Raw genomic sequence first — 21,818 nt, 5'->3', positions numbered from 1 at the left:
ATTATTTTACCACTTCGGCAATGGCCGCAAAGTTTGGCAGGTCGGTAGCAACTTCCAGTACTTCGGCGTAAATGATATTTTGCTCCTCGTCGATAACAAATGCGGCACGTTTTGAAACGCCTTTTAAGCCCATTACAAAATCGGCATAAATGGCTTGGTAAGCGGTAGATACCTCTTTGTTAAAGTCCGACAACAAATCAAACTGGTAGCCATTTTCTTCTTTAAACTTAGCCAGCGAAAAAGGCGAATCAACAGAGATGCCCAGTATGGTAGCATTTAAACCATCGTAATAGCCAAAGCTATCGCGCATGGTGCACAGTTGCGTGGTACAAACGCCTGTAAATGCCAAAGGGAAAAAGTGTAATACCACTTTGCGCCCCTTAAAATCGGACAGTGATACAGTTTTCAACCCTGATGATACTAATGTAAATTGAGGTGCCGCCTGGCCTGGTTGTAATGACATGATGCGTGTTTTTATACTGCAAATGAATGATAATTAAATGAAAACATAGTAAATAAAGGGTCAAAATTTCACTACGATCTTTCTCGAGTGCGCCGCCATAATATCTCTGTTTACTGATATGGCAAAAACAAATCAGATCCATTTTCTTTCAACCCTTGATTAACTAAATATTTAGTTATAGCTTTATCCTATCAACCAATAAAGCTATGATCAGGAATTACCTCAAAACCGCGTTCCGTTCCCTTTTAAAAAATAAGGGTTTTACTTTTATCAATATTTTAGGGCTGGCGATGGGCCTGGCAACCTGCCTGCTCATTGTTTTATATGTGGTTGATGAGTTGAGCTACGATAGGTACAATGCAAAATATGAACGCATTTACCGGGTAAACACCGATTTAAAATATGGCGGCGTTATAACCTCATTTGCAATTGCCGCGCCACCCGTGGGCGATGCTTTAAAAAGTAATTTCCCCGAGGTAGAAAACGCGGTAAGGGTCTCGCCTGCATTAAATATCCGCTTTAAAAAAGGCAGCCAGGATATTGCCGAAGATAAAGTGATCTATTGCGACCCATCCCTGTTTTCGATATTTACCTTACCCATGATTAATGGTGACCCGAAAACCGCGCTGAACGACCCGAACGCCATTGTACTTACCGAATCGTCGGCCATCAAATACTTTAACAAAACCGACGTGGTGGGCCAAACACTCACCATTAATACAGATAGCGTTCCCCATAAAATAACCGGGGTTGTTAAAGATGTACCCGTGCAATCGCATTTTACGGCCGGTTTCTTCTTGTCAATTTTGTCGCAGGAGTCATCGCGCGATAAAACGTTTAATCATTTTAGTTTTAGCACATATATTTTATTGAAGCCCGGTGTAAGCGCTTCCCGCCTCGAAGCCAAGCTCCCGGCCATGATGCGCCAATGGCTTAACGGCAGTATGAACATGGATAAGTTTGAAAAAGGCGGTAATTATATCCGCCTGAATTTAACGCCGCTAAAAGACATTCACCTGCAATCAAACCGCCAGCGCGAACTGGGGCCAAACGGCAACATTCAGTATGTATACATCTTCTCGGCCATTGCATTGTTTATTTTGGTGCTGGCCTGTATCAACTTCATGAATCTTTCAACCGCCCGCGCCGCCAACCGCGCCCGCGAAGTTGGGGTGCGCAAAGTACTGGGCTCCTCGCGCTGGTCGCTCATTGTACAGTTCCTGTCCGAATCATTTATTGTTACCATGGCAGCTACCATTATTGCGGTATTAGTGGCATGGGCGTTGTTACCTGCATTTAACCACTTGGCCGGTAAACAAATAACGATAAGCACGCAAATGGTTAGCTGGCTGGTGCCTGCTTTGGCGATTATTATCGTTATTGTTGGCATTGTTTCCGGCTCGTACCCTGCATTTTTCCTGTCGGCCTTTCATCCTGCCCATGTTTTAAAGGGAAAAATATCAACCGGGTTTAAAGGAGGCATGCTGCGCAGCTTTTTGGTGATATTCCAGTTTTCGATTTCCATTTTCCTGATCATTGGAACCATGGTAGTTTACAACCAACTCAGGTATATCCAAAATAAAGACCTTGGCTTTAACCGCGACCAGTTACTACTGGTAAAAAATGTAAACGCCTTAAACAATCCGCAGTTGTTAAAACAGCAGGTAAAGCAATTACCGGGCGTTGTTAACGCCACACTTAGCACCTACTACCCTACCAACACAACCCATTTCCCAAACAGCATCAGCAGCGAACATAAAAGCGGTTTGATGGCCGAATATTGGTCGGTTGATGAAGATTACCTGCATACAATGGGCATGCACCTGTTAACAGGCCGCGGATTTTCGAGCCAGTTCCGTTCCGACTCATCGGGAATGGTCATCAATCAAACAGCTGCCAATATGCTGGGCTTTAATAACAATGCCTTAAACAAAACGCTTACTACCGGGCAGGGGCCAAATGCCAGAACATATCACGTTATTGGTGTGGTAAAAGATTTTAATTTCAGTTCGTTAAGGGACAACATCAGTCCGCTGGTAATGGTGATGGACCAGGATTGGCGGCAGTTGCTTTGCGTTAAAGTGGATACCAAAAACCTGCGGCTTTTTTTAAACCATGCAGAACATGAGTGGAAAAAGCTTGCCCCTAACCAGCAATTCGAATACTCGTTTATGGATGCCGATTTTGACGCCCTTTACCGCACCGAGCAGCGCATGGGGAGCCTGTTTGTGGCATTTACCACCCTTGCCATCATGATAGCTTGCCTGGGCTTATTTGGCCTTGCAGCTTATGCCGCCAGCCAGCGTAACCGCGAAATAGGCATCCGCAAAATATTAGGTGCCGGGGTATTTAGCCTGGTAACCATGTTATCAAAAGATTTTATCAAACTGGTACTTATTGCCATCGCTATTGCTACCCCCCTGGCCTGGCTGGTCATGCAAAAATGGTTGCAGGGATATGCTTACCGGCAAAATATCCAATTGTGGGTATTTGTGCTTACCGCACTGGCGGCCGTTGTAATTGCCATGATAACCGTGAGTTTTCAATCTATCAAAACAGCAATAGCCAATCCGGTGGATAGTTTAAAGGAGGAAGGTTAGTTCATTGGTTCGGTTAGTTCACTGGTTCATTGGTTCATTAGCTCATTGGTGAAAAGCTGGCAAAACTTTGCGGGGATATAACATCGGCGGGTTGACTCACCCCGACGAGGCTACGCCCGTCTGCCCTCTCTCCGACTGCGGTGGCTGTTGCACAACTTAGTCGCGAGAAAAAATACACTTTTTGTAGTCGTTTGACATGCTGAGATTTCAATACTGGCAAACTTGTTTCTATCAATTGTTGAATATTTAAATCTCAGACGATTGATCGGCAAGATTTCAAGCCTTGTAATTTATGTCCACCTACGTCGCATAGAGGGGCGAAAAAATAATAAAATAAAAATGGAGTTAACCCTCTTTGCGGCGCCAGCCGGAGAGAGGGTCGGCCAGCGAAGCGTAGCCGGGGTGAGTAGTGGCCAGCGTTCGACAAACACTACATTAAAGTCAATCTGCCCTTACGGCCCCACAACTTTAATCCCCTGATTATCTCGTCCGTAGGGTTACATAAATGGCCTTTTTGGTATCAATAGTAACCAAAAAACAAATTAACATCATGAAAACAAAAATTTTTACTGCCCTTGCGGCGGGAGTATTGCTGCTGGGCGCTTGTAAGGGAGGCAGGTCGGGAAATTACGAAGCTATTAACAACAGCAGCAGCGCCGATTCGGCTAAGTCAGATAAAGAAACGATGGCCGATACCTCCCTATTTGTACAGCCCAAGCTTGTAAAATCGGCCGATATGCGTTTCAAAGTAAAAAACGTACAGCAAACGGCCGAGAAAATAACAGCACTGACAGTTAAACACAACGGCATGGTAATGCATCACCAAATGGAGTCATCGGCTCAGGGCAGCCAGGATTACCGCATCAGTGGTGACTCCGTACGCAGGGTATCGGCATTCAATACCAACGAGGATATGACCATTAAAGTCCCCTCGGATAAACTGGAGGATTTTATGTACCAGGTGGCCCATATGGGTACGCATGTTACCTTAAGCAAAATGGATATTGAAGATAAATCGCTCGATTATTTATCTGCCAGACTAAAACTCAAAAGCCGCAAAGAACTGGTAGATCAGCAAAAGAAAGGCAAGGTGACCATCAAAAATCCGCTGAATGTATTGTTGTTAAAGGATGATATGGTAGACGGGCAGATTGACAATCTTAAAATAGATGCTGCCGTTAAGTTTAGCGTAATTACCCTTAACTTTTATGAAAGCAATACCATCATCCAGGAAAACATCGCCAACGATGATCCATCGGCCTATCAGCTATCTTTCGGCAAACGTTTTTTCAATTCGGTGGCTTACGGTTGGTTTTTGTTTACCGAATTAATTTTGGCGCTTACCAATCTTTGGGTATTTGTTTTAGCCGCGATAGGCGTATGGATGTTATTCAGATTTTATAAAAGAAAACACCCGGCTTTTTTAGGTGCGATAAAACCCTGAATAGCATTTTCATTCCTTTCGGCAAAGGCGACGAAGGGTGTTGAAAATGGCGTGGAGCAGATTATGGTTAGATAATACCCATGAGCGGGGTGAATCTTTAACCAACGTCCAGGCGCTCGTCATAACTTACTGATTTTCTAAAAACATAACGGTTACCTAAATACCCTTTTTGGTATCAATAGTAACCAAAAAACAAATTAACATCATGAAAACAAAAATTTTTACTGCCCTTGCGGCGGGAGTATTGCTGCTGGGCGCTTGTAAGGGATCTGGCGGAAGTTACGACAACGAAAAAAGCACCAATAGCGCAGATACGGCCAGCGTATCGCCTGCTGCAGTTACGGCCAAAACCGACAAACTTGACGATGCTAAGCTGGTTAAAACGGCCGATATGCGTATTAAAGTAAAAGATGTTGGCAAAGCCACAGAAACGGTTACCGCCTTAACTGCAAAATATGGAGGCATGGTAATTCATCACCAAATGCAAACCACAAACGAAGGCAGCCAGGACCTTAGCGTCGGTAATGATTCTATGATGCACATTTCTTCGTTTAGCAGCGTTGCCGATATGACAGTCAACGTTCCACCAAATCACCTGGAAGATTTCATGAACCAGGTTGCGCAAATAGGGCTATATGTCGAGAACAGGAAAATGAACATCGAAGATAAATCTCTTGATTATTTATCATCAAAGCTCAAGCGCGAAAACAGAGAAAATGCGGTGAAGCAGGAGGCGAACACCGGTGAAAAGATCGACCCGGAAAAACAACTCACGGCTAAAGATGACATTGTCGACAGAAAAATTGCTAACCTTAAAACAGACCAGGATGTAAAGTTTAGTACCGTAATATTAAGTTTTTACCAAAGCAGAACGGTATTAAAAGAGGTACTGCCAAGTAATGATGCATCAGCATATCAGTTGCCTGCTTCTAAACGTTTGGTTAGCGCATTAATTTATGGATGGTCGCTTTTTATCAATCTGGCCGTTGGTTTCGCCAATATCTGGGTATTCGTTTTAGCTGCCATCTGTTTATGGCTATTGTTCAGGTATTATAGGCGAAAACACCCGGCATTTTTCGGCACTATAAAATCATAAAAATTTAGTAGCATTTTCGGTAAACATTTCTATTTTTGCGGTACAAAAAATATCGGTATCATGGAGTCAATGGAAAACGCTAACGCAGAGAAACATTACAAACTATTAGTTGTCGCAATCATCATAGGCATTTTTGGTGTATTTATCCGTTTTGCAGGTGATGAAAACTCAGCTTATTTCTCATGGATAGCCAACGCAGCATTGTTAATTGGTACCCTGATAGCTTTAAAAGCTGTTTTCGCAATTATGAAGTAAAGCCCCCTGCCCCCTGAAGGGGGAGTTTGGGAAAATACATATTATAAAGAAGCCCCGTTCATTTTTTGGATGGGGCTTTTTTGGTTTAGGTGCATTTTTAAAAAGTGGTCATATTCAGTTATAAAATTGTCAAAATACCAAAGCGGAAATGACTTTCAAAAATAAAAACTGTCATGCTGAGGAACGAAGCAATCTATTCGCGAACTTTTCTATCGGTTATGCACGGTTGATAGATCCTTCGTGCCTCAGGATGACAGGGGAATTGGATTCGTCATGTATCCTATCGAAGCATTGCGGGCAAAGGCCTCTCCGCGCGAGTCTTCGACAGGCTCAGACTGACAAGCCCTCTCTATATCTTATAAAACTTTCTTTATCCGCAAATCAAAAACTTCCCCTTCAGGGGGTCGGGGGGGGGGGGCCGTCCTACTTAGGCCTGTACTTTGATTCATTCAATATTTTCTGCGCATCCTTATTGGCCATCAACTGTTGCAGGGTAACTTCGGGATGTTTATCCATATAAGCGCGTACAATTTGCCAGCCCGTCCATACGGCCAGTTTTGGGGCCGATTCATTGCGTTCGCCAAGGCCGGGGGTAAAGGGTGCTTCGGTAAGGTATTTTTGAATTTTGGGATAGTCGGTTTCGTACAGCAGGTTTTCTTCTAAAAAGTAAGCCCATATCTTAGGCTCAAAATCGGTACACCATTTTAGCTGGTCGCGGGTGTAGCTTATTTTCAGGGTATCGCCGGCATCGGGCAAAATTTTGTCCATAAAATACATGATCTTACCATTGTAAATCATTTTTGTCAACAACGATTTATCATCGTCACTTTCGGGGAACATATCTTCGCGGGCAATGCCTTCAACCACCCGCGGCGTAATGTTTTCGGGCGTAAAATGCTTTGATAAATAATGCGGGAACGCGCTGGTGATGGAAGGGTAAAACCGCGAATTAGCACCCAAAAACAAATCGAGCCCGATAGCAAAATACCCATCGCCTATGGATGTTTGCGCCTGGAAGCCCGAAAAATAACTGTAAACCTTAGGAATCCTTTTTTGGGGGTAATAATATTTAATATGCTTAAAGGCATCGGTAAGTTCGGCTTCCTGCTTATCCAGCTTGGGGTAAGTAGCCTCCACATCGTGCCTTAGGTCGTTATAGGCTTTGTTGGCAAAAACATTGCGCAGGGTTTTAAAATAAGCGGTATCCTTAATGCTGCCTACCGGTAAAATACGTTCAATAAAATCCTGGTAAAACACCTTGTACTTATTATGCAGGTGGATAGCCTGCTGTGCCATAGGGTGGGTGCGCATGGCGTCGAAATCCTGGTCGAAGCGTTCAATCTTCACCTCAAGGTCAATATTACTTACATCAACCTTTTTGTTGCCGCGGCAGGCCGACAATATCATACCGATAAAAAAAATTAAGTAAATTTGTTTTGCTTTATACCGGGTAGTTATCATATTTATCCTTTGAGCAAAAATAATTTTTATTTGCATTAATACGTTACTATACCATCCATGAAAATTGCATTAGCCCAGCTTAACTATCATATAGGTAACTTCGAATCGAACACAGCCAAAATAATTGACCACATATTAAAAGCCAAACAAAACGGCGCCGACCTGGTGGTTTTTGCCGAGTTGTGCGTGTGCGGCTATCCGGCGCGCGACTTTTTGGAATTTGACGAGTTTATTGGCCTGTGCGAAGAATCGGCAAAAAAAATAGCCGAAGTGTGTATTGATATCGCCTGTATTATCGGCCTGCCTACAGTTAACAATAAAACCGAAGGCAAGGACTTAAATAATTCGGCCTATTTTATTGAGGATGGTAAAGTAAAGGCAATTGTAAACAAAGCGCTGCTGCCCAACTATGATGTATTTGACGAATACCGCTATTTTGAACCGTCAACGGATTTTAACTGTATTGAATTTAAAGGCAAAAAAATAGCGCTTACCATTTGCGAAGACTTGTGGAACACGATTGAAAACCCTTTATACATCACCCGACCTATGGATATCCTGATCCATCAGCGGCCTGATGTAATGATCAATATCGCAGCTTCGCCATTTGCCTATAATCATGATGAAACACGGGTTGCTATTTTAAGCGATAATGCCAGCCGTTACAAGCTGCCTCTTTTATATATCAATAATATAGGCGCACAAACCGAACTGATTTTTGACGGCGGATCGCTGGTGTTTGATAATAAAGGGACACTGATAGATGAAATGCCCTATTTTGAAGAAAGTACGGCATACTATACCCTCAATGAGGATAACAGTATCAGCTTTGAGCATCCGTCAACCATGAAAACAGACCGTCCCGGCGATATTGAGCAAATTCACCAGGGCATCATATTAGGCATCCGCGATTACTTTTATAAATCGGGCTTTAAGCAGGCAATTTTAGGTCTGTCCGGCGGTATCGATTCTGCCGTGGTTTGCGCTTTGGCTGCCGAGGCCCTGGGCGCACAAAATGTAATGGCAGTATTATTGCCATCCCGTTTTTCAACCGATCACTCGCTCAAAGATGCCGAAGACCTGGTGGCTAACCTGGGTTGCAAGAGCGAGACCATCGCCATAAAAGATATAACCCAGGCTATAGAAACATCGCTGCATCCCCAATTTAAAAACCTTCCGTTTAACATTGCCGAAGAAAATATCCAATCGCGTACCAGGGCGGTATTGTTAATGGCCATGTGTAACAAGTTTGGCTATATATTGCTTAATACCAGTAATAAAAGTGAAGCCGCCGTTGGCTACGGAACTTTATACGGCGATATGTGCGGCGGCATTTCTGTTATAGGCGATGTATACAAAACCCAGGTATTTGCCCTGGCCCGCCATATTAATAAAGACAAAGAGATTATCCCGATAAATTCCATTGTAAAACCGCCATCGGCCGAGTTAAGACCCGATCAAAAGGATACCGACTCGTTGCCCGAATACGATATACTGGATAAGATATTGGAAGAATATATTGAATATCGCCGCTCATCTGCCGAGATCATTAAAATGGGATACGATGAAGCAACCGTGCGCCGGGTGATCAAGCTCACCAACTCCGCCGAGCATAAACGTTACCAAACCCCGCCAATATTACGGGTATCCCCCAAAGCATTTGGCATGGGCCGCAGGATGCCAATAGTAGGGAAATATTTGTCTTGAGACAGTATCAAGTAGCTAGTATCAAGTATCAAGACCGCTTCATAAAAAATTTGGAAACAAAAAATCTTGATACTTGATACTAACTACTTGATACTAAAAATACCTATATTTCAAGTCTATGAATAAGCGATACGCCGCGGTATGTACTTCTTTTTTTTTGCTGTGTATTGCAGTTCAAACATTTGCTCAGCAACCGCTGGTTAGCGATGCAAAAAAAGCCGAATTAAGCAGTTTTTCTTCGCAATTGAGGAGTACTTTCAATGTAAATAAGCAACAGGCCCTTTCATTGGCGACGCAAAAAGGCTGGCCGGTTACACGTCGGTCGCGCAACGGTAACCACGTGTTTTTACAGGGTGTTAACAGCCTTGGTTTTCCTATATATCTTACCACACACAACAATACAACGGCTGCGGCCACAACGGGCACTAACGCCGTGCAGCCAGGTGGCTCATTAGGGCTAAACCTTTCAGGATCTGGCAGCAACCTTGTTGGTAAGCTGGCCATTTGGGATGGCGGTTCGGTATATGCCGCGCACCAGGAATTTGCAGGTAAAACCATTACGATAAAAGATGGCGCTTCGGTGCTTGATCATACTACTCACGTGGCCGGCACCATGATTGCCAAAGGCGTTTACGCGCCGGCTAAAGGCATGGCGTTTAACGCGAGCAGCCTGTTGTCATGGGATTTTGATAACGACGTATCTGAAATGAGCGGCGCTGCAGCGGGGCTGTTATTATCAAACCATTCTTATGGCGATGTTGCCGGCTGGGATTATAACAGCGATGCCAGCCGCTGGGAGTGGTATGGCCTGCCGGGTGATACTGTTGATTACACTTTTGGATTTTACGATACCCGCGCCCAGTCATGGGATAAAATAGCCTATACGGCCCCCTATTACCTTATTGTGGAATCGGCAGGAAACAGCAGGGCCAGCAACGGGCCGGCCATAGGTGCAACTTACTACGGCTACCGCAGCCGCACCGATCAAACTATGGTAAATAAAGGCGCCCGCCCCTCAACAATAAGCGACAATAGCGACTATGATATCATCAGCACCACAGGTAACGCCAAAAACACGCTGACGGTTGGTGCAGTAAACCCCTTGCCATCGGGCCCTACCAACAGGAACGATATAAGCGTTGCCTATTTCAGCGCCTGGGGGCCTACGGATGATGGTCGCGTAAAACCGGATATTGTGGGTGATGGGGTAAATGTAACTTCTGTAGGGATAGCTAACAGTTCATCGTACCTTACGCTATCGGGCACATCGATGGCCGCGCCCAATATCACCGGTTCGTTGTATTTATTGCAGGAATACTATGCTCAAAAAAACAGTGGGAATTTCATGAAATCGGCCACACTGAAAGGCCTGGTTTGCCATACCGCCTTTGATGCCGGCAACGTTGGCCCAGATTATATTTATGGCTGGGGATTGCTTGATATGCCCAAGGCGGCACAGGCCATTACCGATAATGGCGTTAAAAGCATGGTAAAGGAAAACTCACTTGCCCAGGGCCAAACGCAAACCTTTAACGTACTGGCATCGGGCGCCAGCGCCTTGATTGCCACCATTGCCTGGACAGACCCCCAGGGAACAGTTTCGCCCGATGGCACTATCAACAGCCGCACACCAAAACTAATTAACGACCTTGATATTAAAGTAAGTGATGGCACCACAACTTACAACGCCTGGGTTTTAGATCCCGATCATCCATCGGCAGCCGCTACAACCGGCAACAACATTAGGGATAATGTGGAGCAGGTATATATTGCCAATACAGTACCGGGTAAAGCTTACACCGTAACTGTATCGCATAAAGGCAATTTAACATCCGGCCCGCAGGCTTACTCGCTTATAGTTACCGGGATAGGCGGCACTGCCTATTGCACGTCTGCCCCTCTAAGCGATGCCGATTCGCGCATTAACAATGTCAAGCTGGCCAATATCGATAACAGCCCGGCAGCAGGCTGCAAAAGCTATTCTGACTACACCAATTTAACCATTCAGCTCGAGCAGGATAAATCATACCCGCTTAGCCTTACACTGGGCACCTGCGGCGCCAACTTCAATAAAGCCGCCAAAGTTTTTATTGACTATAACGAGAACGGCATTTTTGAAGATACGGAACTGGTAGCAACCACCGGCATTATAAATGGCACAGGCACCTATACTACAAACATCAAAATACCGGCAACCGTTGTAGCCGGAACTTATAGCCTGATGCGGGTAGTACTCAGCGAAACCAACAGCGCGGCCAGCATTACAGCCTGCGGCAGCTATGCCAAAGGCGAAACGCAGGACTACCGGGTACAGTTTTTACAAACCAGTATTGATGCCGGCGTGCTATCTATAGTTAATCCGGGTTCAAGCGGGGCATGTTCGGCAAGTACGCCGGTTACTATAGCGGTTAAAAACTTTGGCAGTGCGGCTATCACCAACGTGCCATTGACCGTAAAAATAACCGCCGCCGATAATACGGTAACTACATTTAACGGTACTTACACAGGTACCCTTGCCCCCGGCGATCAGGATAACTTTACCTTCGCCCAAAACTTTAATGCCCTGGCCGGCGCCACTTATACCATAACGGCCATCAGCAATTTAACCGGCGATCCGGTAAAAAATAACGATACGGTTACCACAACCATTGTCATCAACAGCCCATCGGCAATAGGCGATTTAAGTGCCTATTATTGTACCGATACCAAACAATACCAACTATTGGGGCAGGGCGATGGCACCATGCTTTGGTATCAAAATGCGAATGACGCTGTGCCAATTGCGGCAGGCAGCCCTGCAAATACTACTACAACGCCTGTAAACAACATCTTTTACGCGGGTGTAAATGATTTTAAAGGCACTGTTGGGCCGGCAACAAAAAATATTTTTACCGGTGGCGGATATAACCAGTTTACGCCATCGGTGATTGTTAACACTAAAGTTCCGGTGGTTATACAGTCGGCACGTTTATATATTGGCAATTCGGGCAAAATAACATTTAACGTAAGTGACAGCAGCGGGCAAATAGTTGCCACTACCACCATTAATGCCCAGGCCACACGTACCACCCCATTACCTGGTGCCCAGGCCGATGACCCTGCCGACCAGGGCAAAGTGTATGACCTTAACCTTGAATTGCCTGCGGCCGGCAATTACCTGATATCCATCGCCTATGACAACACAGCCACTATATATCGTAATAATGCAGGCGTAACAAGTTACCCGTTTAGCATCGGCAAAATCTTCAGCATAGTGGGCAATGATGCCACGGGTGATAATGCTGCCGATACTACTTACTACAAAGGCTTTTACTATTACTTTTATGACATGAAGGTACAAAGCCTGGGTTGTGCTTCGGCAGCGCGTAAGGCGGTTACCTTAACCAAACCGGCTATTACACAAAATAACAACACCTTAAACTCCAGCTTTACAACAGGCAACCAGTGGCTGTTAAACGGCAAACCCATACAGGGTGCAACAGGCGCTACGTTTGACCCTTTGCAAAGCGGAAATTACCAGGTTGTTGATACACTGGCCAGTGGTTGCGCAGTTATATCGGATGTGTTTGCTTATGCCCGTACGGCATCCAACGTTGATAAATCTACCGATATTGGGTTAACCGTTTTCCCGGTACCTGCAAGTGCCAACCTGTATGTTGTTTTTAAAGCAAATACCGCTGCCGATCTTGACTTATCGCTGGTAAACTCCGTGGGGCAAACTATAGTTTCCGAAAAGCAAAGCATCCCGCAGGGCAATTTCAGCACGGTAATAAATGTAACAGGAGTGCAGCCCGGCGTGTATATATTAAGGGCGATAATGGGGAGTAAAGCTTATGCCAAGAAGGTGATTGTGGTGCATTAAGCCTCACCCAAACCCTCTCCAAAGGAGAGGACTTTTGATTTGCGTGATGGCGAATTTCGAGATATTTAAGAACCCTCTCCTTTGGAGAGGGCAGGGTGAGGCTCTTTACTGAAACGTATACTTTACGCCAACACCGGGTGCAATATCAAAAAACGGACCGGTAGCTATTTCAAGGCGTGGGTTCAAATCAAGGCTTACAGCTATGGGGCTGTTGGGTATTACCCATTCCAGGCCTGCAACGCCATCGGCGCCAAACAAAAGATGCCTGTCTTTATAATACTGGTCATCGCTGCCAAAACGTTTGTAATAGCCGCTGCCTATCGAGCCTAAGTGGCCGCCAAAGCCATAAAAAAAGTTCAGTTTATCAACATTAAAAGCACGGGTATGAATTTCGTACAAACCGGTAATTACTATACCATGATCGCGGATGCCCAGGATTCCTTCAATAGCGGTTGTCTGGTTCAAAAAATATTTTCCTGATGGGCCTATCTCATAAGCGCCAAACTTTAAACCGGCCGCGGCCTTGTAATCCTGCGCCTGCGAACGCTGGTTTATCAATAAAAACGAAACCGATAACGACAGGATGTAAATGATTTTTTTCATGTAGTAGTTTTAGTAAATGAATTAAACAGGTAATGCAATGACATTTGAATTTAACATAGGTTTAACCAATTTTCGACCCGAATGTTCAGGTAAATAAACGTTCAAATATGCTTTTTATGCTATTTCGGCTTAAAAAGGGCGCTAAATTGTGTGCAGTCAACTGATTCTCAATCCTAAATAATGAGCTTTTTCCGTGGGTTTTTGCCTATAAATAGGTTACTTTAGTGAAAATAATTTTAGTTGATAATGATATTACACTCCTTTAAAATAAAAAACAACAAACATCTTGGCCTTGCTATGGCGGTACTTTTGTTTATACCCGCCGGATACGTACATGGGCAATCAGGTATAAGCAATACTGGTCAATACAGTAATGGGATGGTGGTTTGCGCCTATCCGGATGCTTCGCAGGTGGGGGTTGATATTTTAAAGAAAGGCGGCAACGCTGTTGATGCTGCCGTAGCGGTACAATTCGCGTTGACCGTAACGCATCCGCAGGCCGGTAATATTGGTGGCGGCGGCTTTATGGTTTTCCGGTCGGGCAAAGGCAAAACCAAAACGCTTGATTTCAGGGAAAAGGGCCCTGGTGCCGCCAGTGCAAATATGTATCTCGATTCAGCGGGGAATGTAATTCCGGATATGAGCCTCTATACCCACCAGGCCTCCGGAGTTCCCGGATCGGTAGATGGGATGGTAACCGCCCACAAAAAATACGGCAAGCTTAAATGGGCCGACCTGGTACAACCATCCATTGATCTGGCCCGCAACGGTTTTAAAATAACCAAACACCTGGCCAGCGACCTGAACCACACCCAGGCGCAATTTATAAAACTGAACCCTGGTAAAAACTATCTTTTAAAACAAGGAGGTTGGAATGAAGGCGATGTGCTGGTACAGGAAGACCTGGCCAAAACGTTCGAGTTTATCCGCGATAAAGGCCGTAAAGGTTTTTACGATGGCATAGTAGCCGACCAGATTGTTGCCGAAATGAAAAACGGCAGCGGGCTGATGACCAAAAAAGACCTTAAACGTTATCATTCGGTTTGGCGCAAAGCCATAACTGGCAATTACAAAGGCTATAAAATTATTACCATGCCGCCGCCATCAAGCGGGGGGATTGCTTTATTGCAACTACTTCAATCTGTAGAAAAATATCCCTTAAAACGATGGGGCTATAACCAGGACTCGACCATCAGGTTAATTGTTGAGGCCGAACGCCGTGTGTATGCCGACCGCTCCAGGTATCTCGGCGACCCTGATTTTTATAAAGTCCCTGTTGATAGCCTGCTTAAGCCGGCCTATATCACATCGCGCATGAGCACATTTAGCTGGGATGCAGCCACACCGAGCGCCAGTATACAACCCGGCACTTTTGTTGGGTACGAGAGCGACCAAACCACCCATTACTCGATAGTAGATAAGGACGGCAATGCGGTATCCATCACCACTACACTAAATGATAGTTTTGGGTCTAAGATTTTTGTAAATGGCGCCGGCTTTTTATTAAATAATGAGATGGACGATTTTAGCTCGAAACCCGGCGTGCCCAACATGTATGGCTTGGTTGGCGGTAAAGCCAACAGCATTCAGCCCGGCAAACGCATGCTATCTTCAATGACGCCAACCATCATCGAAAAAGAAGGCAAGCTGTTTATGGTAGTGGGCACCCCAGGCGGATCTACCATTATAACTTCTGTTTTTCAAACGATATTGAATGTGATAGAATTTGACCAGACCATGCAGCAGGCGGTAAGTTCTAAACGCTTCCACTCGCAATGGCTGCCAGACGAGGTTACTATTGAAAAGAATGGGGTTGATGGCGCCACAATTTTAAAACTGCAAGGTAAAGGCTACAAAATAACCAACCGAGGGGCAATCGGCCGGGTAGATGCCATCCTGAAAACCCAATCGGGCTACTACGAAGGCGGCGCTGATCCAAGGGGAGATGATACGACGGTAGGGTATTAGGTTGTACGTGATACGTTTTAAGTTGTACGTTTTATATTCGATAATTTTTTGAGGGTAGAAACTTATAAACCAGCAGGGTAAAAAACATGTAACTTAAAACGTATCACGTAAAACTTACAACGTCCCGCGTCAGCTAAGGTTGAAGAAAATAAAATGTACCTTCGTACCATCGTTTACATCTGCAGCCTATATTTGTTGGGCAAAAACTTATAAACCAGCAGCGTGAAAAAACGTATCACTTAAAACGTATCACGTACAACTTATAAAAATGCATAAAAGCGTAAAACACCAGGAAACCATCGATTATTTTTTGAAGATTGTGTGGCAAACTGTGGCTAACAGGTATAACCAGTTGGTTACCGAGTTTGGCATTACGCAATCAATTGGTTACCTGCTGATCAATATTGACGAAAAAGAGGGCACCACCGTATCGCAGGCGGCAGCTTTGTTGGGCCTTAAGTCAACCAGTTTATCGAGGATGCTCAGCCAACTGGAAAAAACAGGGCTTATTTACCGGGAATCAAACCAGGGCGATAAACGCTCGGTAAAAATTTACCTGACCGAACTCGGCAAAGAAAAACGCCACCAGGCCCGCGCCATAGTAAAACAGTTTAACAACTACCTCAACGAGCACATTAGCGAAGCTGATAAAGAGTACTTAACCGAAATGCTCAAAAAGATCAACAAACTCACCCTTAACTATAAACCTTAATTGGTTCATTGGAACGCGGGCATGGCGGGCAAGTGGCTTTTTGGCTGAATGCCTCCTATTTGACAATCCCACCAGAAAAGACCAATGAACTAATGAACCAATGAACTAAAAAAAGCACAGATAATTTTTTTGATTGAAATACGTTTTTTGCTGATACAGATGTTTTTGTATACCGGCTTGGTGCTTTTTTTTATTGATTGTGTTAAAAAATGTTAAGCTGCCGTTTTTCTATTATAAAAGAATAAATTTGCCTTTTGAAAAAATGAACAGGTTACTGGTTTTGTTATTGGTTTTGATGGCTGGCTTGGGCGCATGTAAAAAATCTGTCGACCCGATGGTGCAGTATAATATTCAAAAGGGTATCGACGATAAGATCATAAGCGATTACATAGCAGCACACCCCGGGGACAGTGCCAAACGAATTGATACTACGGGGGTATATTATATCATTAAAACAGGTGAGCAGGGGTCAGGGAACGATTTGTTTACCAGTTCCACAACCATAACTGTAGGATTTACGGGACAGATATTGACTACGGGCTATACATTTGCGCAAACCAATAATTTTCACCCTTCGTACACATTAGGGAGTGTGATAAAGGGATGGCAGTTAGGCGTTCCACAGATAAAAAAAGGGGGCAAAGTGCGTTTATTGATACCATCGCGCTATGCTTACGGGCCATATGCACAGGATTCGATACATTTGCCGGCAAATTCGGTGCTTGATTTTAATATACAGCTTTTTAACATAACAAACTAAAAGACAATAATGAAGGTAAAGGCTGATAATTACGCGCCGTTTACCGGTAACAAATAATATAAATGAGAAAAATTACTTTTACGCTTTTATTCCTTCTTTCTGTAGGGTTATTATCTTGCCGCAAAACCAGCGACGATCCGAATATCACGCAATACGACGCCACCAATATCCAAAACTACATTAAAGCCAATGGTCTTACCGGAATGGTTCGAGATACGTCAAATGGCGACACCAGCGGCATATACTACCAGATCTTATCGCAGGGCGCAACTACCACGCCCATTGCCTACTCCGATACCGTAAAGTTTGTATTTACCTTAAAATCGTTTGACGGCAAGTACAACTCACTCGATTCGCTTACCAATAACCACTTTGATGGCTTTGCAGGACACATCAGCCAAAGCGGCTATCCTAAGGGGTTGCAATTGGCTATACATAATATTATCAAATATAAAGGTACAAGGGCACGCATATTGATTCCATCGCGCCTGGCTTATGGTGTAAATGGTTACGGATCGGGCAGCTCAAGCAATGTAAACACCCGTATTGCAGGCAATCAATGCCTTGATTACTATGTAAATGTAGTATCCGATCAAAATCTATATGACGATCAGATCATCAAAAACTACATTGCCACCAATAGTTTAACTGGTTTTGCCAAATCTGCTGGCGGTTATTATTACAAAGTAACTATACCGGGCACAGGCACAGATCCTATTGATCAATACTCTACTTTTACAGCAACGTATAGTGGTAAATTTTTAACGGGCACTGAATTTGATGCCAATACTACCGGAGCGTCTCTTTCCATTGATAGTGTAGTGCCAGGTGTAGCACAAGGCCTGCAAGGACTTACAACTGGTGCAGCAGTTACATTACTGTTGCCTTCAAGGTACGGTTACGGCAGGGCTGGTACCACAGGTATTGCAGGGAACACCAGCCTGCGGTTTGATTTTACAATAGTTACTATTACAAATTAAATTACTTAGCCAAGGCGGCTTTAAATACTTTTAAACAGCGATCACGCGCAAATGTGTGATCGATAATGGGTTTAGGATACTTGCTGAAATCGGCATATTCCGGAACCCATTTTTTTATGTACTTCAGTTCAGGGTCAAACTTTTTGGTTTGCGATTCGGGATTAAAAATTCTGAAGTAAGGCGCAGCATCCGTGCCCGATCCTGCAGCCCATTGCCAGCCGCCAACGTTGCTGGCCATTTCATAATCTAACAGCTTACGGGCAAAGTAATGTTCGCCCCAGCGCCAGTCAATCAACAGGTCTTTAGTTAAAAAGCTGGCTGCTATCATGCGTACCCGGTTGTGCATAAAGCCGGTTGCATTTAACTCCCGCATGCCTGCGTCAATAATCGGGTAGCCGGTTTGCCCCTCGCACCAGGCTTTAAACTGGCCTTCATCATTTACCCATTTTATCCGGTCATATTCGGATCTGAAAGCATGATCCATCGTATGCGGAAAATGGTGCAGTATCATCATATAAAATTCCCGCCATATCAATTCATTCAGCCACGTTTTATTTTGATAGCCATGCGCTGTTTTAGCCAGCTCGCGGATACTTGCTGTGCCAAAACGGAGGTGTAAGCCAATATGCGAGGTACCTTTGATGGCAGGAAAATCCCGCCTTTCTGCATAGTCGCCAATTACCTCTTTATATTCCTGATCGGGAAAGTGGGCTTCACTTTGCACAAAACCCATTTCATTTAATGACGGCAGCGGCAGGTGATGAATTTTCACCAGGTTGTCGAGGTATTTTTCGGTAGGATAGCTTTTTAAATAAAATGGCTTAAGTGTTGCGTACCATTTGCGCTGATAAGGCGTGTAAACGGTGTAAGGCTTACCATCATCCTTGATAACCTCGTCCTTTTCGAAAATTACCTGGTCTTTAAAAGTATGGAAGGCGATTCCGTGCTGTTTTAGTTTTTCCCTTACAGCGTCATCGCGTTTCGTCGCATAGGGTTCATAGTCATGGTTGGTATATACCGCGGCAACGGGGTATTCTTTGATGATCTTGTCCCAGGCATTTGCTGCTTTGTCATACACCACCAGCAAACTGCTACCGTGTTTGTGCAATTGGCTGCGTAGGTTTTCGATGGTATTGTAAATGAAAGTTACCCTTGCATCGTTCTTATCTTCCAGGTTGTCCAGTATCTCCTGATCAAAAATAAATACGGGCAAAACCGGGTTGTCACTTTTTAGCGCCCGGTACAAACCGGCATTATCATTTAAACGCAAATCGCGCCGAAACCAGAATATGGTAACGGGTGTATTATTATCCATAAATCTCCTTTAACGCATCGGCTACTTCGGGGTATTTAAAACTAAAGCCCGCATCCGTAATTTTTCGTGCCGATACTTTAGTACTTCCCAAAACCAGCGAACTCATTTCGCCCAACAATAATTTCAATAAAAAAGCCGGAACCCTGGGAGCCCACAGTGGCTTACGCAACTGGCGGGCCACGGCTTGTACCATTTGCGCATTGGTAATCGGGTTTGGCGCCACCATATTGTACACGCCTTTCAGTCCCTTATTTTCGATGCCGAAAAGGTACATATCAATTACATCCTGCCAATGAATCCAGGGGACCCATTGCTTACCACTGCCTATGGGCGAGCCAACGTATAATTTAACTGGTAGGGCCAACATTGGTAATGCCCCTGCATCTTTATCCAAAACCACACCGGTACGGAATTTCAGTATCCGCAGCCCCAGCTTTTCGCCTTCATCAACAGCGGCTTCCCATTCAACACAACATTGGGATATAAAGTCACGGGTAGCTGCGCTGGATTCTGTCAGCAGTTCATCGCCCCTATCGCTATAATAGCCAATACCCGATGCGGATATTATCGTTGTAACCTTATTGGCCCGATTTTTCATCAGGTTATAAATAAGCGTTATTGATTTGGTACGGCTTTCAACTATCTCTTTTTTACGTTCATCCGTCCAGCGTTTATCGGCAATACCGGCACCGGCCAGGTGAATAATAGTATCTACTCCATCAATGCAATGTTCATCAAGGGTACCTTTATTTACATCCCACAAAAAGGTTTTAATAGTGTTGTCGCCACCCGGTGTCCGGCTCAACACGCTTACATGGTAGCCTTTGCCCAGCAAATGCTTACTTAACCGTTTACCTAAGCCTCCCGATCCGCCTGTTATTAATATGTTAGTCATTAGTCATTAGTCATTAGTCATTAGTCATTAGTCATTAGTCATTAGTCATTAGTCATTAGTCATTAGTCATTAGTCATTAGTCATTAGTGGGAATTGGCCGGGGCTTTTATTGTTTTGATTATCTAAAGTATTTTTGCAAACCATCAATGACCAATGACAGCGAAGCGAAATGACCAATGACAAGCGCAGCGACAATGACTAATCAACCTCCCCATAGTGTACAATCTCTTTGGCCATGCCGTTGAAAATAAACAGGTGGAATGGCCACATGGCATACCAGTATAACCTGCCCCAAAGGCCGCTGGGTCTAAAGGTAGCTACCTGGCTCAAATTTTTAGAGCCATTACGTTCTATTATTTTAAATTCAAGCCAGGCCTCGCCGGGCAGCTTCATTTCAGCATATAGTAAAAGGCGTTTATTTTCTTTATCGGCTAATAATACCCTCCAAAAATCTATCACATCGCCCGGCGCTATATTAATGCTGCTGGTACGGCCCCGGCGCGAGCCTACCCCGCCGAATAATTTATCAAGAAAACCGCGCAGGTTCCATATCCAGTCCCAATAATACCAGCCCCGGTTGCCCCCTACCGACATAAAATTAACAAACACATCCTGGCTATCACGTTCAAAGGGTACTTTTACTTTATATTCAAGTGTACCATTTTGGGGCACCTTTATCTGATCCATGAAGCCGGTGGTAAGGTAGCCCATATTCAGGGCATCCTTCCAGCTGGATACTATCGAGTTTTGTTCTATTTTAACAAAGGCCAGGTTTAACGCTTCTTCATACGTAAGACATTTGCGTGGTACAACATCGTCAATGGCATGGTCCTTCATGATGGTTTCGTTCTTCATACTATTTACCAGGCTTTGGGCAAGGGTATAACTGGTGGAGGTTACAAAGTAAAGCCAGTACGACGATATTTTTGGCGACAGAAACGGCACGATAAATATGTGCCGTTTAAGCTTACGCACCTTGGCATACACCAGCATCATATCTTTAAAAGATAAAATGTCCGGGCCGCCAATATCAAATGTTTTGTTAAATGTTTTGGGGTTAAGCATTACGGCTTCCAGATAGCCCAACACATCGCGAATAGCAATGGGTTGGCAACGGGTATTTACCCAGCGTGGAACAGTCATGACAGGCAGCTTCTCGGTAAGGTCACGGATGATCTCGAACGACGCACTGCCCGAGCCGATGATGATAGCGGCCCTTAATACCGTAAGCGCAGCCTTGCCCTCCTTCAATACATCCTCTACATGCCTGCGCGATTCAAGATGCCTGCTCAGGTTTTCATCGTTGGTAATACCACTTAAAAATATGGTTTGCCTGCAATTCGTTTTATCAAGGGCCTTTATAAAATTATAAGCCGATAGCACTTCCAGGGCAGCAAAATCCTGCGCCTGCGCCATGGAATGAACCAGGTAATAAGCGGCATCAATATCTTCGGGAAAAGCTTCAATATCCGCCTCCTTAAGCAAATCGCCATTAATCAGGGTAACCCGTTTACTAAAATCACTATGTTCATGAAAGCGGCGCTTATCGCGCACCAGGCAAATTACATCGTGACCTTTCTCCAGCAAAACCGGGATAAGCCTTGTTCCTATGTAACCATTGGCACCAGCAAGTAAAACTTTCATATGCTTTTAAACAATAGAAAAGGCAAGGTGTTTTCCAAAGCCTATTTAAAACC

General features: G+C 44.5%; 16 protein-coding genes. 10 read left to right on the top strand and 6 right to left on the bottom strand.

What is annotated here, in order from left to right; genetic code table 11:
* Position 1: 1 nt before the first annotated feature.
* A complete protein-coding gene (locus BMX56_RS21150) occupies positions 2 to 463 on the bottom strand; it encodes a redoxin domain-containing protein (RefSeq protein WP_090651682.1) in 462 nt (153 codons plus the stop codon).
* Between the two features lie 206 nt (positions 464 to 669).
* Between BMX56_RS21150 and BMX56_RS21145 the strand changes: the two genes are divergently transcribed.
* The 4 genes from BMX56_RS21145 (at position 670) to BMX56_RS21130 (ending at position 5,858) form a co-directional block, all read left to right on the top strand.
* Positions 670 to 3,063: an ABC transporter permease gene (locus tag BMX56_RS21145; RefSeq protein ID WP_090651681.1), complete on the top strand. Its 2,394-nt coding sequence runs from the start codon at positions 670 to 672 to the stop codon at positions 3,061 to 3,063.
* A gap of 550 nt (positions 3,064 to 3,613) precedes the next feature.
* Positions 3,614 to 4,507 (top strand): DUF4349 domain-containing protein, encoded by an 894-nt coding sequence (locus BMX56_RS21140; protein WP_177183876.1) that lies wholly within the window; start codon positions 3,614 to 3,616, stop codon positions 4,505 to 4,507.
* A 205-nt stretch (positions 4,508 to 4,712) separates the two neighbouring features.
* Positions 4,713 to 5,603, top strand: a complete 891-nt coding sequence (locus BMX56_RS21135) for a DUF4349 domain-containing protein (protein WP_090651679.1) — start codon at positions 4,713 to 4,715, stop codon at positions 5,601 to 5,603.
* 60 nt (positions 5,604 to 5,663) lie between these two features.
* Complete coding sequence (locus BMX56_RS21130; protein ID WP_090651678.1) at positions 5,664 to 5,858, top strand: hypothetical protein; 195 nt, start codon at positions 5,664 to 5,666, stop codon at positions 5,856 to 5,858.
* Between the two features lie 423 nt (positions 5,859 to 6,281).
* On the opposite strand, the gene gldB is transcribed toward BMX56_RS21130, so the two are convergent.
* The gene (gldB, locus tag BMX56_RS21125) at positions 6,282 to 7,319 is read right to left on the bottom strand and encodes a gliding motility lipoprotein GldB (RefSeq protein ID WP_090651859.1); all 1,038 of its coding nucleotides are present in this window, start codon (positions 7,317 to 7,319) and stop codon (positions 6,282 to 6,284) included.
* Positions 7,320 to 7,376: 57 nt separating this feature from the next.
* On the opposite strand from gldB, the gene BMX56_RS21120 reads away from it, so the two are divergent.
* Positions 7,377 to 9,026, top strand: a complete 1,650-nt coding sequence (locus BMX56_RS21120) for an NAD+ synthase (protein WP_090651677.1) — start codon at positions 7,377 to 7,379, stop codon at positions 9,024 to 9,026.
* A 118-nt stretch (positions 9,027 to 9,144) separates the two neighbouring features.
* A complete protein-coding gene (locus tag BMX56_RS21115; protein WP_090651676.1) occupies positions 9,145 to 12,888 on the top strand; it encodes a S8 family serine peptidase in 3,744 nt (1,247 codons plus the stop codon).
* Between the two features lie 105 nt (positions 12,889 to 12,993).
* Here BMX56_RS21115 and BMX56_RS21110 read toward each other — a convergent pair whose 3' ends face one another.
* Positions 12,994 to 13,491, bottom strand: coding sequence for a hypothetical protein (locus tag BMX56_RS21110; protein WP_090651675.1), 498 nt, complete (start codon positions 13,489 to 13,491; stop codon positions 12,994 to 12,996).
* Between the two features lie 246 nt (positions 13,492 to 13,737).
* On the opposite strand from BMX56_RS21110, the gene ggt reads away from it, so the two are divergent.
* From ggt to BMX56_RS21090, 4 genes are all read left to right on the top strand, one after another.
* Positions 13,738 to 15,459: a gamma-glutamyltransferase gene (ggt, locus tag BMX56_RS21105; protein ID WP_255369884.1), complete on the top strand. Its 1,722-nt coding sequence runs from the start codon at positions 13,738 to 13,740 to the stop codon at positions 15,457 to 15,459.
* A gap of 268 nt (positions 15,460 to 15,727) precedes the next feature.
* Positions 15,728 to 16,171 (top strand): MarR family winged helix-turn-helix transcriptional regulator, encoded by a 444-nt coding sequence (locus BMX56_RS21100; protein WP_090651674.1) that lies wholly within the window; start codon positions 15,728 to 15,730, stop codon positions 16,169 to 16,171.
* Between the two features lie 262 nt (positions 16,172 to 16,433).
* A complete protein-coding gene (locus BMX56_RS21095; RefSeq protein WP_143065497.1) occupies positions 16,434 to 16,931 on the top strand; it encodes an FKBP-type peptidyl-prolyl cis-trans isomerase in 498 nt (165 codons plus the stop codon).
* A gap of 62 nt (positions 16,932 to 16,993) precedes the next feature.
* Entirely contained in the window at positions 16,994 to 17,911 is a 918-nt protein-coding gene (locus BMX56_RS21090; protein WP_090651672.1) for an FKBP-type peptidyl-prolyl cis-trans isomerase, read from the top strand.
* 1 nt (position 17,912) lies between these two features.
* On the opposite strand, the gene BMX56_RS21085 is transcribed toward BMX56_RS21090, so the two are convergent.
* The 3 genes from BMX56_RS21085 to BMX56_RS21075 form a co-directional block, all read right to left on the bottom strand.
* A complete protein-coding gene (locus BMX56_RS21085; protein WP_090651671.1) occupies positions 17,913 to 19,226 on the bottom strand; it encodes a cryptochrome/photolyase family protein in 1,314 nt (437 codons plus the stop codon).
* Positions 19,219 to 20,121 (bottom strand): TIGR01777 family oxidoreductase, encoded by a 903-nt coding sequence (locus tag BMX56_RS21080; protein WP_090651670.1) that lies wholly within the window; start codon positions 20,119 to 20,121, stop codon positions 19,219 to 19,221. The genes BMX56_RS21085 and BMX56_RS21080 overlap by 8 nt, the downstream gene beginning before the upstream one ends.
* Before the next feature lie 198 nt (positions 20,122 to 20,319).
* Positions 20,320 to 21,765: an SDR family oxidoreductase gene (locus BMX56_RS21075; protein WP_090651669.1), complete on the bottom strand. Its 1,446-nt coding sequence runs from the start codon at positions 21,763 to 21,765 to the stop codon at positions 20,320 to 20,322.
* Positions 21,766 to 21,818: the final 53 nt, after the last annotated feature.

This window comes from Mucilaginibacter sp. OK283, assembly GCF_900110415.1.
Classification (GTDB): Bacteria; Bacteroidota; Bacteroidia; order Sphingobacteriales; family Sphingobacteriaceae; genus Mucilaginibacter.
The sequence above is the reverse complement of the archived record's forward strand: the minus strand, read 5'-3'. Positions and strand labels throughout refer to the sequence as shown.

Bases quoted from the DNA above. Each gene is read 5' to 3' on its own strand.
- BMX56_RS21145 (WP_090651681.1), top strand. From the start codon at position 670: ATGATCAGGAATTACCTCAAAACCGCGTTCCGTTCCCTTTTAAAAAAT.
- BMX56_RS21135 (WP_090651679.1), top strand. From the start codon at position 4,713: ATGAAAACAAAAATTTTTACTGCCCTTGCGGCGGGAGTATTGCTGCTG.
- BMX56_RS21095 (WP_143065497.1), top strand. From the start codon at position 16,434: ATGAACAGGTTACTGGTTTTGTTATTGGTTTTGATGGCTGGCTTGGGC.
- ggt (WP_255369884.1), top strand. From the start codon at position 13,738: ATGATATTACACTCCTTTAAAATAAAAAACAACAAACATCTTGGCCTT.
- BMX56_RS21150 (WP_090651682.1), bottom strand. From the start codon at position 463: ATGTCATTACAACCAGGCCAGGCGGCACCTCAATTTACATTAGTATCA.
- BMX56_RS21130 (WP_090651678.1), top strand. From the start codon at position 5,664: ATGGAGTCAATGGAAAACGCTAACGCAGAGAAACATTACAAACTATTA.
- BMX56_RS21075 (WP_090651669.1), bottom strand. From the start codon at position 21,765: ATGAAAGTTTTACTTGCTGGTGCCAATGGTTACATAGGAACAAGGCTT.
- BMX56_RS21115 (WP_090651676.1), top strand. From the start codon at position 9,145: ATGAATAAGCGATACGCCGCGGTATGTACTTCTTTTTTTTTGCTGTGT.
- BMX56_RS21140 (WP_177183876.1), top strand. From the start codon at position 3,614: ATGAAAACAAAAATTTTTACTGCCCTTGCGGCGGGAGTATTGCTGCTG.
- BMX56_RS21100 (WP_090651674.1), top strand. From the start codon at position 15,728: ATGCATAAAAGCGTAAAACACCAGGAAACCATCGATTATTTTTTGAAG.
- BMX56_RS21080 (WP_090651670.1), bottom strand. From the start codon at position 20,121: ATGACTAACATATTAATAACAGGCGGATCGGGAGGCTTAGGTAAACGG.
- gldB (WP_090651859.1), bottom strand. From the start codon at position 7,319: ATGATAACTACCCGGTATAAAGCAAAACAAATTTACTTAATTTTTTTT.
- BMX56_RS21120 (WP_090651677.1), top strand. From the start codon at position 7,377: ATGAAAATTGCATTAGCCCAGCTTAACTATCATATAGGTAACTTCGAA.
- BMX56_RS21110 (WP_090651675.1), bottom strand. From the start codon at position 13,491: ATGAAAAAAATCATTTACATCCTGTCGTTATCGGTTTCGTTTTTATTG.
- BMX56_RS21090 (WP_090651672.1), top strand. From the start codon at position 16,994: ATGAGAAAAATTACTTTTACGCTTTTATTCCTTCTTTCTGTAGGGTTA.
- BMX56_RS21085 (WP_090651671.1), bottom strand. From the start codon at position 19,226: ATGGATAATAATACACCCGTTACCATATTCTGGTTTCGGCGCGATTTG.